Annotated in this window: 12 protein-coding genes; all 12 read right to left on the reverse strand. The window is 55.0% G+C overall.

All coding sequences use genetic code 11. The features are described from left to right. Positions 1 to 106 precede the first annotated feature (106 nt). The 12 genes from dnaB to PT964_RS19590 all read right to left on the reverse strand — a co-directional run bounded on the left by dnaB (position 107) and on the right by PT964_RS19590 (position 15,028). Positions 107 to 1,474, reverse strand: coding sequence for a replicative DNA helicase (gene dnaB, locus PT964_RS19535; protein WP_274365033.1), 1,368 nt, complete (start codon positions 1,472 to 1,474; stop codon positions 107 to 109). Between the two features lies 1 nt (position 1,475). Beyond that, positions 1,476 to 1,922, reverse strand: coding sequence for a 50S ribosomal protein L9 (gene rplI, locus PT964_RS19540; protein ID WP_274365034.1), 447 nt, complete (start codon positions 1,920 to 1,922; stop codon positions 1,476 to 1,478). Next, complete coding sequence (locus PT964_RS19545) at positions 1,919 to 3,880, reverse strand: DHH family phosphoesterase (RefSeq protein WP_274365035.1); 1,962 nt, start codon at positions 3,878 to 3,880, stop codon at positions 1,919 to 1,921. Before PT964_RS19545 ends, rplI begins: the two co-directional genes overlap by 4 nt. Before the next feature lie 21 nt (positions 3,881 to 3,901). Then, positions 3,902 to 4,825 carry a DUF2232 domain-containing protein gene (locus PT964_RS19550; RefSeq protein ID WP_274365036.1) on the reverse strand — a complete coding sequence of 308 codons (924 nt, stop codon included), beginning with the start codon at positions 4,823 to 4,825 and terminating at the stop codon, positions 3,902 to 3,904. Positions 4,826 to 4,833: 8 nt separating this feature from the next. Further along, positions 4,834 to 5,142, reverse strand: a complete 309-nt coding sequence (locus PT964_RS19555) for a MazG-like family protein (RefSeq protein WP_274365037.1) — start codon at positions 5,140 to 5,142, stop codon at positions 4,834 to 4,836. Between the two features lie 149 nt (positions 5,143 to 5,291). After that, positions 5,292 to 6,440, reverse strand: coding sequence for a Gfo/Idh/MocA family protein (locus PT964_RS19560; RefSeq protein WP_274365038.1), 1,149 nt, complete (start codon positions 6,438 to 6,440; stop codon positions 5,292 to 5,294). Between the two features lie 33 nt (positions 6,441 to 6,473). Beyond that, positions 6,474 to 7,529, reverse strand: a complete 1,056-nt coding sequence (locus tag PT964_RS19565; RefSeq protein ID WP_274365039.1) for a Gfo/Idh/MocA family protein — start codon at positions 7,527 to 7,529, stop codon at positions 6,474 to 6,476. Positions 7,530 to 7,544: 15 nt separating this feature from the next. Continuing rightward, positions 7,545 to 8,273, reverse strand: coding sequence for a ThuA domain-containing protein (locus PT964_RS19570; protein ID WP_274365040.1), 729 nt, complete (start codon positions 8,271 to 8,273; stop codon positions 7,545 to 7,547). Positions 8,274 to 8,376: 103 nt separating this feature from the next. Beyond that, entirely contained in the window at positions 8,377 to 9,669 is a 1,293-nt protein-coding gene (locus PT964_RS19575) for an extracellular solute-binding protein (RefSeq protein WP_274365041.1), read from the reverse strand. 25 nt (positions 9,670 to 9,694) lie between these two features. Beyond that, positions 9,695 to 11,239, reverse strand: coding sequence for a response regulator transcription factor (locus PT964_RS19580; protein ID WP_274365042.1), 1,545 nt, complete (start codon positions 11,237 to 11,239; stop codon positions 9,695 to 9,697). Beyond that, positions 11,214 to 13,046: a cache domain-containing sensor histidine kinase gene (locus tag PT964_RS19585; protein ID WP_274365043.1), complete on the reverse strand. Its 1,833-nt coding sequence runs from the start codon at positions 13,044 to 13,046 to the stop codon at positions 11,214 to 11,216. Before PT964_RS19585 ends, PT964_RS19580 begins: the two co-directional genes overlap by 26 nt. A 179-nt stretch (positions 13,047 to 13,225) precedes the next feature. Continuing rightward, complete coding sequence (locus PT964_RS19590; protein WP_274365044.1) at positions 13,226 to 15,028, reverse strand: glycoside hydrolase family 66 protein; 1,803 nt, start codon at positions 15,026 to 15,028, stop codon at positions 13,226 to 13,228. Between the last annotated feature and the right edge of the window lie 13 nt (positions 15,029 to 15,041).

Here is a 15,041-nt window from a genome sequence, read left to right on the forward strand (position 1 = left end):
GCGAAGCATACTTAGTGTACCAATGCAGATGGTGGGAGTCAATGAAAAACCGAACGATTACCCGATAAAACGGGCAATCATTCGGTATTGCGTAACATAATCGACACTATATCGCGGCAGGCATCGCGTCCGAATGGTTTTTGTCCAACGACACGAATTTGTTGAAGCTCTTCAGGAACACCAGCTCCACCGTTCCGACCGGGCCGTTCCGCTGCTTGGCGATAATGATCTCGATAATATTCTTTTTTTCCGAATCTTGGTTGTAATAATCATCCCGGTATAAGAATCCGACAATATCTGCGTCCTGCTCGATCGAACCGGATTCCCTCAGGTCCGACATCATCGGGCGCTTGTCCTGGCGCTGCTCGACGCCCCGGCTCAGCTGCGACAGCGCGATTACCGGAACTTCGAGCTCACGGGCGATTTGCTTCAGCGTACGGGAAATTTCCGATACTTCCTGCTGACGGTTTTCGCCGGACTTGCCTCCGCGTCCCGCAATCAGCTGCAAATAATCGATCAGAATCATGCCGAGACCTTTTTCCTTCTTCAGTCTGCGGCATTTGGCCCGGATATCGGCGACGGTAACGACCGGAGAATCATCGATGTAAATATCCGCCTCGGAAAGCGTACCGATCGCCATCGTCAGCTTCTCCCAGTCGTCTCCCTCTAGGGTTCCGGTACGCATCCTTCCCGCGTCGACGTTCGCTTCCGCGCATATTATACGCTGCACGAGCTGCGCCGCAGACATCTCAAGCGAGAAGATGGCGACCGTTTCCTTCGCGCGTACGGCGACGTTCTGAGCCACGTTCAAGGCGAACGCCGTCTTACCTACGGAAGGACGAGCCGCGATGATAATTAAATCGCTGCGCTGAAAGCCGGCCGTCATCTTGTCGAGATCCGGGAAACCCGACGGGATGCCCGTAGTCACGCCGCGCTGGTTATAGAGCGTCTCGACCTTCTCAAATACTTCCATCAACACATCTTTAATCGAGACGAAGCCCGAGCCGGATTTGCGATTCGATATTTCGAGAATGTTTCTCTCCGCTTCGCTTAGCAGATCCTGTACGTCTTCGGCGCCCGCATAACCGTTCGTGACGATTTCCGTCGCCGTCCGGATCAACTTGCGGAGCATCGCCTTCTCTTCCACAATCTTGGCATAATAGAGCACGTTCGCGGCGGTCGGCACGGCGCTTGCAAGCTCCGTCAAATACTTGATTCCGCCGACTTCCTCCAGCTGCTGCTTGCCCTGCAGCTTCGTCGTCAGCGTAATCAGATCGATCGGCTCGTTCTCGCTGCCCAGCTCGACCATCGATTCATAGATTCGGCCGTGCGCCTCCCGATAAAAATCTTCGGGCTGCAGCAGCTCCATTACCGTAACCAATGTAACGCTGTCCAGCAAAATGGCGCCGAGCACCGCTTGCTCAGCCTCCAAATTTTGCGGGGGAATTCTATCGAAGCCAATATCCCGGTTCATATTATTGCCCTTCTACTACTTGAACCTTCAAAGTTGCCGTAACGTCCGGATGAAGCTTTACCGGCACGTTCGTGAAGCCGAGCGTGCGGATCGGCTCGTCCATAATGATTTTGCGCTTGTCCAGCTTGATCTTCATCTTCTCGAGCTCTTCCGCCACCTGTTTGTTGGTGATCGAGCCGAACAGACGGCCGCCTTCGCCCGCCTTGGAACGAAGCACGACAGTCAGCTGCTCCAGCTTTTTGCCCAGCTCGATCGCCTCTTCCTTTTCCTTCTCCTTGCGGCGAAGCTCGGCCTGCTTCTGATTTTCCAGCGTCTTAACGTTTCCTTCGTTGGCCGGTTTCGCCACTCCGCGCGGGATCAGGAAGTTTTGCGCGTAGCCTTCCGATACCTCTTTAATTTCGCCCTTCTTGCCTTGACCCTTCACGTCTTGTAAAAAGATAACCTTCATTCGAACAGCCCCTCCCGTTCTTCAATGTCATTAATAATAGCCAGTAAACGCTCCTTCGCCTGTTCAAGCGTGCCTTCCACCTGAGCGGCCGCATTCGTCATATGGCCTCCGCCCCCGAATTGCTCCATAATGACCTGTACGTTGACATGTCCCATCGAGCGGGCGCTGATGCCGATCAGCCCGTCGGTGCGCTCGCTGATGACGAAGGAAGCGACGATGCCCTGCATATTCAGCAGCGTGTCGGCAACCTGCGCAATGAGCAGTTGAGGATATTTTTGCCCCGGCTCCGTGACCGCCACGGCGAAATGCTCGTGCACGATTTGAGCGTGCCTAATAATGCTCGCCTTCATCATATAGCCTTTCAAATCGTCCTTCATCAGCCGCTGAATCAGTTCCGAATCGGCGCCGCTCCGCCGCAGGAACGAAGCCGCTTCGAACGTTCGGGCTCCGGTGCGGACGGAGAAGCTCTTCGTATCGGTGACGATGCCGGACAGCAGCGCGGTCGCTTCCAATACGCCGAGCTGCAGATTGTCGTGAATGTACTGCAACAGCTCTGTGACGAGCTCGCAAGTGGACGACGCGTACGGCTCCATGTAAATCAGCGTCGCGTCGTTAATAAATTCTTCGCCGCGGCGGTGATGGTCGATTACCATCAGGCGATTCGTCAAGCCGAGGAGCCTCGGCTCCGCCACCAGCGTCGACCGGTGCGTATCGACCACGACGGCCAGCGTTCTCGGCGTCGTGATTTCCATCGCATCCTCCGGAGGAATAAATTTTTGCGTCAAATCTTCATCCTCGTAGATGAGCTCCATCAGACGGTGGATCGAAGGATTTACGCCTTCGAGCACGATGTACGCTTCCTTCCCGAACGTCTCCGCCGCGCGAAGGACGCCGATGGCCGCCCCGATCGCGTCGGTGTCCGGAATTTTATGTCCCATGATAATCAGCTTGTCGCTTTCTTTTATCAAATCGCGCATCGCGTGCGCAACGACGCGGGCGCGCACTCTGGTGCGTTTCTCCACCGCGTTCGAACGGCCGCCGTAAAAGTTGATCCGTTGGCCGACCTTCACACCCACTTGGTCGCCGCCGCGTCCGAGCGCAATATCGAGACTCGTTTGGGCAAGGTGACCCAGCTCCACCAAATTGTCGGTGCCCGATGCGACCCCGATGCTGACCGTCACCGGCAGCTTTAAATGGCTTGTAGCGTCCCGAACCTCGTCGAGCACGTCGAATTTCGCCTGTTCCAGCTTGTTCAGCGTCCGTTGATTCATAAGGAGCAAGAATCGGTCCGAAGACGTGCGGCGCAAATAGATTAGATTGCGGGCGCACCAATCGTTGATGACCGTCGTTACTTTGGCCATGACCATGCTTCTTGCCTGATCGTCCATTCCTTGCGTCACTTCGTCCACATTATCGAGCGCGAGAATGCCGAGCGACGGCTTTTCTTCTTCATATCGCTTGGACAAAGAGGTGAATGCGGTAATGTCCGTAAAGAACAGGAGGCGCTCCTCCGGCTTCACGTTCACTCGAAACATCCGCTTTCCAAGTACAATTTCTTGCACGCTCTCTTTGTCCTTAATCGTCTTGAGTCCCGGCCACAGGCTGCTTACCGTTTCCCCCACCACCGTATCTCTTTCGAGCATTTTGGCAATAAAAGGGTTGTGCCACTCGATCCTCTTCTCGTCGTCGTACAGCACCACGCCGATCGGCATGCCGTTCATCAGCTCGTTCGTCGCACGCTTCACCCGATGGGAGATCGTTGCGATATACGCTTGAAGCTCCTTGCGCCGACGAAGCTCCTGCATCACCGAGAAATAGGCGGTTGCCGAAAATACGAACAATCCGACGGTTCCGGCCGCCCAATGAAAGGCAAACAAAGCGACGACAGCCGCAGCCAGCGCCGCAAGAGTCCATAACGTCTGCGAACCGGGCCATTTGCCGTTTAACCATTTCGGCATGCCGGAATCTCTCCTTCCTGATTACGGTTTGCGTAACCGTTCGCGAAGCGGAAAGGCAGTGTCAAATACGCCAAGCAAGCTAAAAGCCGAGGACAGCGGCCAAACCAGGATAAATAGTGCGATGCCCGCCCACGGAAGCCATCGCCCCCAACGTTTCGCATCCGCGATAAAAAACAAAAACGCAATGCCTTGTACGGCAAAAACAAACATTAAGATCGGCACGATATTGACGATAACGGCCGATAGGAACGATTCGGCGTTAAAAGGCAGAAACAAATCGAAAAATAACGCGATTAAGTAATACCAAACCAAATATCTCGGCAATCTCCACAGACGCATCGGCTTGAGCCCGGCAAGGGACTCGCCCATCCGGTTGAGCAGCCGGCGGGCGACGGCATGCGTCACACCCGCAAGCAGCAAGGACGTGCCGAAAATATATAACGGAACGAGCACTTGCGTCAATTGAACGAGCGTTTCCAGCTCTTGACCCGCAATCAGCCCCGTCATTTGCTCGGGAAGCAGCGAGACGCTTTCTCGGATCGTCGCGTCGATCGAACGGTCCAATTCGAACCCGAGCATCGTAGCCGCTACAAGCAGCAGCAGAAACATCGCCACGTACGCGGCCGTTCCTCTTACGATCACGGACCGTGCGGGCCGCAGCTGCCGATAGGAGCTCCCCATGACGATTCCCGGAATGAGAGAGAATGCGGCTAATAAAATAACTTGCCCGAAAGCGCCTCCGGCGAAAATCGCCCCGATGACACTAGACAATGCAACGGTTGCCCCAAACACGCTGCGTCTGGTCTTAACATATAATATGGCCGCAGGTATTGAAAGAAACCAAAAAGTGATGAGCATAAAGGGGGTAACTAAAGACATGAGCAATACTGCGTTAACGATCCCCCAAATCGTCGCGTGACGTTTCTCACGCGGCTGTTCCGACAACAAACGGTTCACCTTCCATCCATATGACGCTCGAGCGCCGACATATCCCCGTACCACTTCTCCAGCTGGTGCTCGTCGTTCGCGTGGGATTTCACCTTCTCGGCGATTTTCTCGTCCAACTCCCTGTACGATAAGCCCAGCCTGCGCCCAAGCACATAGCAAGAGACTACGAGAGAAGCCAAGCTGTCCGTAATTTTTTCTTGTTTGCCTTCCCAAAGTCCCCGAAACAGATGCGCGATCTGATCCGTCATCTCGGTCTTCAACCAATCGATTACTTTGGCCCGCTTGGCCACATCCACTTCTTTATCGTTCGGCATCGTCCTTCTCCCTATGAACCAGACGTTCGGCTTCGAAGTCTTTTCTTTTTAGCATTATATCACAAAGAAAGGGAAACCGTTTAGCGGACCTTCCGAGCTTCGCACAGGCAAAAAAAAGGAACCCGCCTCCGGGCTCCATACCTCTTGCTTTATTTTACGGCGATCCATTTATGCTCTTGAGCGGACCGCATGACCGCGTCCATCACGGCTTGTACGCCGCTTCCGTCGGCGAAGGTGGCTAATCCCGCTGCTGCGGATAGTGCAGCTGACCCAGTTGACGCACCCGACGCACCGCCGAAAGCTTCCGAACCCGACTTTCGCTCAAGGATCGCGTCGATCCACTTCCACACCTCGTTGCGATCGGTCAGCCTCCATGGACGGAACCGCTCCTCCGAAGGATCCGCTTGCTCATCCAACGGAATGGCGCCGGTAACGGCTACTTCCGACCAAGCCTCTCTGTGAGGAGCATACTGCAGGCTGCAGCCCCTTTCCCCGGCCGCAAACCGAAGCTTGCCTTTCAACCCTGTAAGCTCGAGCCGGATCGTCTGGCCGCTGCCGCCTTGGTGCTCAAGCCAGCTTGTATGGAACGTGCCGCGCATGCCGTCGGCAAACCGCGCCAAGAAGCTTACGGAGTCGGCCGCCGCATCGTCATATCGGTCGGCATGCGCGAATCGTGCCTCGCCGCATACTTCCGTAATTCCGGTCCCGGTCACGAACTGCGCAAGATCGATCAAATGCGAGCCCAAATCGGCCAGCACCCCTCCGATGCCGCCTTTGGACGCGGCTCCGCGCCAGCCCGGCGGCTGCGTGATCCCGTACTCCCCGGAATATTCGAAGTAACCCGAATGGATGTCACCGATCGCTCCTTCCGCAACCATCGCTTTCATTCGCTGAATCCCCGGATGCTCGCGATACGTGAAGTTGACGCTGTGCAGCACTTTCGACGTTTCCGCCGCGGCCGCCATCCGTGCGGCTTCCTCCGCATTCATGGCAAGGGGCTTTTCGCATATCACGTGAATCCCTTTGCGCATCGCCGCTTCGGCGACCGGCGCATGAAGCACGTTCGGCGTCACGATGCACACGCCGTCCAAACCCGCTTCCTCCAGCATTCGCTCATAGGAGGTGTAGACATGAGGTATGCCGTATTTCTCCGACATCCGCTGCGCGCTTTCGCCGCCTTCGCTGCAGATCGCATGAATGTCCGCGTTAGGGTGCAACTGAATGGCGGGCAAATACCATAAATCGGAAAACCAGCTGGCCCCGACGAGGCCGATTTTTAACCGCTGCTCTTGAACCAAAGAACGGACCCTCCCCCAAAAGGTACTTCCTTCCTACAGATCCATTCTAACTCCTTTAGCCGAAGATTGGATAAGCAAATCGATAATTTTTTGATTTTCGTATCCGTCCGTGAAGGTCGGGGTGTCCTTCGTATCCTTCCCGCGGGCAAAATTCAAGAAGTCTTGCAGCTGATTCAGCTCGAACCGCTCCGGCACATCCGACACGGACACGTTGGAATCGACTTCGCCGTCTCTGCGGGACCATCTCTTCACCGTTCGCGGATATTCGCTGTTCACCTGCACGGTGCCCTTCGTTCCGTAGATCGTTACCTCCAGATGGTTGCCGAAGCCGACCGCGTTGCGCGACGTCGTAAACACGCCCGCGGCACCGTTCTCGAAACCCGCCACGAACGCCGTGAAATCGTCGACGTCCACCTCCGCCGTCTCTCCGGAGCCGCCCGGCAGCTTCCGCTCCGGCACGAACGTCTTCAGCAAGCCGGCGACATGCGTAAATTGTCCGGCAAAATAACGCGCGGAGTCGATCATATGCGCGCCCAAGTCCCCCAAAGCGCCGGAGCCCGACATCTCCTTGCTGAATCTCCAGCTGTAAGGGGTGTCAAACAGCTCGGCCCCCCACTGCTGAAGATATTCCACCGCGATATGTCTGATTTCGCCTAGCTCGCCTTGCTCCAAGAGCTCCTTCGCATAACGGAACGCCGGGACGTACCGGTACGAAAACCCGACCATACACCGAATCGGCGACCGGTCGTATTTCGTCTTCAGCGCCTTCGCTTCCTCGAACGTAACGGTGAACGGCTTTTCCGTCATCAGGGGCTTTCCGTGCCCGATGCACAAATCGATAATTTCGGCATGAAATTTGTTCGGAACGACCGAAATAATACAGTCGACGTTCGGATCCTTCACAATGGAAGCGTAATCCTCATACCGCGCGCTTACGCCGAGATTCTCGCCTACATTGCGCAGCGCCTCGGGATTTACGTCGCAAATCGCCGTAATTTCCGCTTCGTCAATCTTCGATAGCAGCCAGATATGATGATTTGCCATGCCGCCTAAGCCGATTAAACCGACCCTCATTTTTCCCTCTGCCATATTCGCGTACGCTCCTTATTTTTTCGAGATCGGCTCAAGCGGAGTCGCCGCATGTCCGTATACCGGGACCGGAGTAGCCTTCGGAGCCGCCCATTTGACCGCATTGCCGATCACTTTGAGCACGTCCTTGTGATAATAGGTCGGGTACGTCTCATGACCGGGGCGGAAGTAAAATATTTTCCCTTTGCTTCTCGTGAAGGTCATTCCGCTGCGGAACACCTCACCGCCTTCGAACCAGCTCACAAGGACGAGCTCATCCGGCGCCGGCACATCGAAGTGCTCTCCGTACATCTCTTCCCGCTCCAGCTCGATGTATTCGCCGATGCCTTCCGTAATCGGATGGGCGGGCGCCACGACCCACATCCGCTCCTTCTCGTCCGCCTCCCGCCATTTCAGCCGGCCCGTTTCCGTGCCCATCAGCTTTCCGAATATTTTGGAAGCGTGGCCGGAGTGAAGCACGATCAGTCCCATGCCGTCCAGCACTCTGCGGTACACGCGGTTTACGATTTCGTCCGACACCTCGTGATGCGCGATATGTCCCCACCAGATCAATACGTCCGTGCCGTTCAGCACTTCTTCCGTCAGGCCGTGCTCCGGTTCGTCCAAGGTGGCGGTACGAATGACGAAGCCCTCTTGGGCGATTCCCTTCTTGATCGCAGTATGCATTCCTTCCGGATACACCGCGGCTACCTCCGGGTTTTTCAATTCGTGGCGGTACTCGTTCCAAATCGTTACATGGATCATACGAATTCCCTGCTTCCTTTTTATAAAATGATATGCTAACCCCATTCTAAACAAGCTTCCTTCGGATTCGGGTTAACAAAATACATGAAATGGTGTATATAATTCACTTTTCGGCGAGCGCCCGGTCCATCTTCGCCGCGGCCTCATCGAGAGCTTCCTTCGCGGGCCGGCCTTTGATGAAAATATCCTCCATCGCATCGTTATAGATTTGCTCGATCCGGCTCCACTGCGGAATCGCCGGGCGATAGAACGCTTCCTCGATCCCCTTCATATAAGCGTCGATATACGGGTTTTTCTCCCTTACCGCTGCGGAATCCCGGAAAGCTTCCATATTTGTCGGAATCAAACCCGTATGAAACAGCATCTGCTGCGTATCCTTGCGCATCATCCATTTCATGAACGTCCAGGCCTCGTCCTTCACCCGGCTGCCCTTCGTCAGTACAAGGTTTTCGCCCCCGATGACCGAGCCGAACCGGCTCTCTCCCCTCGGAAACGGTTCCGGGTCGGTAGCCGTAAGCAAATCGGTCTTTAAGTTCTTGGAATTCAGCAAAATGCTGTAATACCACGGCCCTTCGTCGATCATGAGCAAGCTTTTGTTTTCGGATTGAATATCGTTCCATAAATCGGCGCTTCCGGTAAACATAGCGGGGTTGATAACCTTTTCTTTATACAGCCTCAACAGCGTTTCCGCTGCGAGGACACTTTCCTCGCTGTTGAAATATCCGGCCGTCTGCGTAAAATGCTCATCGGCGAGCTTGCCGCCGAGCCCGAAAAAATAAGGCAGGCTCGCCCACAGCTCGATCCCCGACATGCCGAGCACGAGACGGTGTTTCTTAGCCGCTTCCACAACTTCCGTCAGCGAAGCGCTTTCCGCATTCAGTCCGAGCTTATCAAGGAGCGCGCGGTTGTAAATCGCCGCTTTCGTATTGATGTTAAGAGGCAAGCCGTACACATCTTCTTCGTACTGGCTCGCACTCAGCGTGTCTCCGCGAAGCTGCGCCGCCGTCTCGCGAAAGTCGGAAAACCGGCTGATCGGGTAAAGCAGACCGCGTTCGGCGAAGCTCGGCACCCACGAAATATCCATGCGTACGACATCCGGCGGCTTATCCGCCGACGCCCTCGCCACCAGCGCCGCCTGATATTCCTGATTGTATTCCTGCCGGACGGATTCAATATGAATGTGCGGATGCTCCTTCTCGAAGGCGGGGACGACAAGCTGCTCGAACACTCTTGTTTCTTCGTCGCTGTACGTATGCCATACAACAACGGTTTTGTCCGGATTGTCGCCTAGCCGGCCGACATTGCCCTGATTATCAATGATGCCGTCATTGCCGCATCCCGTCGTCATTGAAACGATCGACAACATGACCGCCATCAAAACCGATAGTCTCCGCACGGCTTTTTTTCCCCCTCCCTGTCGTTTATAAATGCTGCAGCTCCCTGTAATCCATCGGAGAATATCCGGTAATCTTTTTAAACAGCTTGCTGAAATACTTCACATCGTTGAAGCCGGACTGCTCGGCTACTTCGTAAATTTTCAAGTCCGTTCCGGAAAGCAGCTCTTTCGCTTTCTGGATGCGCAGCTCGATCACGTAGTCGATGAAATTGTGGCCCGTCGTCTTTTTGAACAATATCGAAAAGTAGTTTTTGCTGACATGGACGACGTCCGCCACCTGCTGCAGCGTAATCGATTCAAGATAATGCCGCCGGATGTATTCCAGCGCCTTCGCTGCCGGATTGTGAGCGTGGATGCTGTCCGTCCGCTCGAGACTCTGCCTGCGAAGCTCCGCGATCTGCTCCATAAGCAATGCGCATAGCTCCTCCAGCGTCTCCGCTTTGTACAGCCGATCGAAGCCTTCGACCAACGCGTAAGGATCGGCCGATTGTTTGAACAGGAGGGACAGCACTCTGCACGCTTGCTCCTTTAATTCGGCCGGCCGTTTGCCGCCTGCGGACCAGCACGATTTCCATGTCTCCACGATATGATTCAGCCGCTCGTCGGTCCGATCGGGGGACTCCAGCAGCATGCCTGGCAAATTGCACTCCGCTTTCCCCGCCGCACTTCGGTCGGAAGGCTCCCGGTAGCGGTAAATGCCCTCGTGCTCGAAGAAATACCTTCGACATGCCTCTTGGCTTTGTTGAAAGCGCTCCTTTACAGTACCGCTCCCCGCCCCGATTGCAAGACCGAAGGTGATGCCGGTGCCCGCCTCCTTCGCCATCAGCTGCTGCAAAGCTTGCATCTCCCGCTCCAGCTCCCCGCCGCTGAGCTTGGGAATCAGAAAGAACAGCTCAACCTCCGCGGTTTGGAAAGCGATCCCTTGCGGAAACCGGCGATAAAACACATCGACAAGCGATTCGAGCACGATCGATTTATGCAAAAAACCGTACGCTTCTTCCAGCGCCCGCACACGGTTCAAAGCGGCATATACCGCCGCATAATCCGATTCCAGCCATGCCGGAATGCCGTGTTCGGGAAGCTCCTCCGACCGGTCCACCAGAAACCGCTTCAGATTGTTCTCATACGCCCGTCTTTCCCGCTCCATGCCTCCTGCAAGCACGCCTAGAAGCCGGGTTTCCAGCCGCTCGTTCTCGTGCAGCATTTCCGCGCATTTGCGCACAAGCTGAACCAAATCCTCAGGCTCTAATGTGGGCTTCAATATATAATCGACAACCCCGAGCTTCAGCCCTTCGCGAACGTATTCGAAATCGTTGTAGCTGCTAACCAGAATGACTTTGATCCGGGGGTTCAATTTCAACGCGGCCCGCGTCAGCGCAAGACCGTCCATCACGGGCATCTTGATATCCGTAATCAGAATATCTGCGGGCTCGGCCTTCATTGCCTCCAATGCCTCGGCGCCGTTGGCGAAATCGCCGGTCACCCGGCACCCTTCCTTCTCCCAGTCGACCGACGCTTTGATGCCGAACCGAATGACCGGCTCGTCATCTACGATCATGACCCGAAGCATCCGCATCCCCCTCCTGATTGTGGAATTTCGGGTACAGGACGATCGTCGCAACCGTACCCTCTTGCTCGCCGGGGCGTAACGTTACATAAGAGTCTCGCCCGAAATACAGCGTCACGCTTTCATATACATGCTGCAGCCCGATGCCGGATTGCCCCGAAGCTACCGCCTCTTCAATCGAGCGCTCCACTACCTTCCGCTCCGGCAAAATGCCGATCCCGTTATCCCGCACGCGGATGACGGCTGCCTCACCGTCCATGAGCGCCTCGATATGAAGCTCCCCGTCCGTTCCTTTCGGTACGATTCCGTGAAAAATCGCATTCTCCACTAGCGGCTGGATCAGCATGCGCGGAATGACAAACTCGGCGGCTTGCGGATCCACCGTGGTATCCAGCACAAATCTTCGGCTGTACCGAAGCTCGAGAATCGCCAAATATTTCTCGATGATGTCCAGCTCTTCCCCGATCGTGACGAAATTGCCCTTCTTGCCCATATTCGCCTCCAGGAGGCGGATCAACGCGGACATTCCCTTGTCCGCCTTCTCCTTCTGGTCGTACTTGATGAGCCAGCGAAGGGTGCTCAGCGTATTGAACAAAAAATGCGGGTTGATGCGGTGCATAACGGCCCGCAGCTCGGCATCCTGCTTCTGCTTTTGCTCCTGCTTCACTTGCTCCATCAGCTGATCGATATCCGCCATCATCCGGTTGAATTGCTTGCTCATCAGCCCGAGCTCGTCGTTGGAATGAATGTGGGTCCGCACCGACAAGTCTCCCTGCTGCGCCAGCTTCATTTGCCGCGTCAGCTGTTTGATCGGGCGGGTTACCCTTCCTGCGATGACGAGACCGACCAATATGCCCGCTAGCGTAAACCCGACGAACGACAGCATAATATTGTAGTTTAAAGCGTCCAGCTTTTGGGTGATCTCCCGGACGGGAACCGTCCCTACAATGTACCAGCCGTTGCTCAGCCGCTGCTTGACGCCGTAATACGGCACGCCTCCGTTCGAAAATTCAAATTCGATAAAGTCGTTCCCGACGATGGATCGGAGCAGCTGTTCGTTCTCAACATAACGGTTGATGTTTCCCGTATCGGGGTCGATCATGATGCGGCCTTCCTGGTCCACAACAAAAAATCCGCCCGTATCGCCCAATTTGATTTGTTCGATTTTCTCGATAATTTTTTGCCCGTTTAAATTAACGAGCACGTAGCCGATATTGTCCATCGTGTCGAAATCCTTCAGCACGCGCGCGATCGGCAGCACAAGCTTCGTGTTGTCTCCCGCGCCGCTGAATCGGTCGGCCTGAAGCCCTTGCCAGACGAGACCTCCGTCCCGCTTCCTCGCTTCGACGGCCCAGTCCAACTCGTCCAGGTCGTAACGGGCGAGCTTCGCCTTGGAGAAGGTGCCGCTTCCCCAGCTTTGCTCGACATTTTTGAGCACGTAAGCGATATTTACGAACGAGCTGGAGTACACGATGTTATTGAGTATGCCTTTAAAATACTCCTCGTTCTCCCGCCATTCTTGCAGGTTCGTCGTTGTTTCGCCGGCGTCCTTCTTCACGACCTTCTGGATCCGCAAATCCGTATACAGCAAATCCGACACGTCGCTGCCGGCATTCAGAATGAACGACAACGAATCCGCGGCTTGCTTAGCGATCTGCACGGACGATTCTCTTGCACTGTTTTTCACCGTGGAATTCGAAACGAAATAAAACGAAGCGCTGGTAAACAAAGTGGAGATCAGAATGACGATGACGAATGCGGCGATCATTTTGACGGCGAACCTGTTTTTCACTTGAATCTGATGCGGCATTCTCTGACCCCCTTTTTCCGTATCTACCGATTTTGCAACAAACTTGTTGCTATCCCTGCCCCTTTTCCGCCTCGCGACTGATTTAGCACCAATTGTTGCTACTCACTCCGTAGCATTGCCGCTTACCTAGACCCTATCAGACGGAAAGACGCCTCTCAGAGACGTCTATGTTCCGTGTATTATTTATGATCCTCGTACTCCATGACAACCATGTCCCAATATTTCAAAGTCGGCAGCGTAACTTCCACTTTATCGCCTTGCTGTTTGAACGCAAGATCGATTGGCGATCCGTTGTAAGCGTCTGGCGATGCGAACCATACACGCTTCACCTTGCCGCTCGCTTGAACGGAAACCTTCACATTGTTTTTTACCGCCGGCTCCTTCTGTGTCGCCTGCGAATCGTTCCACTGCATATGAATGGCGTCCGTGAAGTTGATGAAGTGCGCAATCTCGTATCCCGGCTTCCGTTTCGCATACGCCCATACTTTGCCCTGCTCGGCCCCGGCGGACAGCTCCGCGCCTTCGATTCCCGTAATATCCGCCTGCGAATCCTCCACTCCGTCGCGAAGCACGTTCTGATACGCTACGAGGAAATCGTAATAGGCTACAAGCTGTGCTTCAAGCTCCTCCGGAATCGTCAAATTGCGGTTCGGGAAATATTCCTTCGCCAGCATGTTCTCGCCGAGCTCGAGGTGCGAGCCCCCGGCTGCGAAAATGACCGCGTCCGTCAACAGAACGCCCGGCGCATTGAACTCGTTGCCGGAAGAATCGGCATGATCGTAGTTCATATATGCCGCAAATACCGTATTCAATCGGCCCTTGCCGAATTTGTAGTTTTGATCCGCGATGTCCTTCAAATGCTTATATTGCGGATGCCCGCTCCAAACCTCGGTATACAGAAACTTCACAGGGGCTTGTGAAGCGATATACGCTTGACCGTATTGTCCCACCGCGTTCATAACATAATCTACATCGATCGCTTTCTTCGCCGCCTGCAGGAACGGAGCGTACGTTGCGGCGAGGTCGACCTTCTTCGAATCGGCGTTGTACAGATTGCCCCGGTCTCCGAGCTGGTCGACGTGCCAGCCGTCAAACGGCAGAAGCTCGAACGTCTTCTTCTCCTGCTCGAACAAATACTGCCGCCATTGCGGATTCGACGGGTCGTACAAATTTATGTTGCTGGCCCACGATGCCGGAAGCGGATGGAAGTCCGGCGTCGTGCCGAGGGGATCCTTGTACAGCCCCCACTCCTTCTTCACTCCGTCCGCTTCCGCATCGTCGTAAGCGCCGAACAGCAAATTGTAGTTCATCGCTTTCATATTTTTATCGTGCGCCAAATCGATATAATCCGCAACCGTCTCGCGCGACACTTTCCGGTTGGCGATATCGGGCCAGCTTTCCGCAAGCTGACCGTTCTCCAGCTTCAGCGGCATATGATGCTTCCACTGCCAGTCGTAGAACTGAATGCCGTTAATATGGAACCGGTTCAGCCGCTCGATGACCGCCTCCCGCTGCCCCGCTTCCATCGGGAGAAAATCGGCTAAATACCCGTAACGAGGAAACTTCCCCCAGTCGGAAGATACGTCCACGGCAATGTTGGCATGATCGGAAATTTCCGAGCCTTGCTTCAAGTATACTTCGGCCATGTAGCCTTTGTAATCATCTTCCGGAGCTTTCCATTCCCACGACAGCTCGTTCCCGCCGTTCAGCTTAATTTCGGTTTCCTCCACGACGTCGCTCAGCTGCTTATAACGCACAACCAGCGTCCCGTCCGTCACGGCCTCCTCGAGCGGCAGCTTGAACCGAACCGTATCTCCTGGGTTATAACGAGCTTTGTCCGTCGTTACGACGCCAAGAATGTCGCCATTCTTCGCGTCCTGCGGCTGAATCGCCTTCTGTCCGCCGAAGCATCCCGTCAAAGCCGACGCCGCCAGCAGCACAGCCAGACCGATTACAGCAGCCTTTTTGTAAGACCTGATCATCGTTGTTCTCTCC

Source organism: Paenibacillus thermotolerans, from assembly GCF_028745515.1.
GTDB lineage: Bacteria > Bacillota > Bacilli > Paenibacillales > YIM-B00363 > Paenibacillus_AE > Paenibacillus_AE thermotolerans.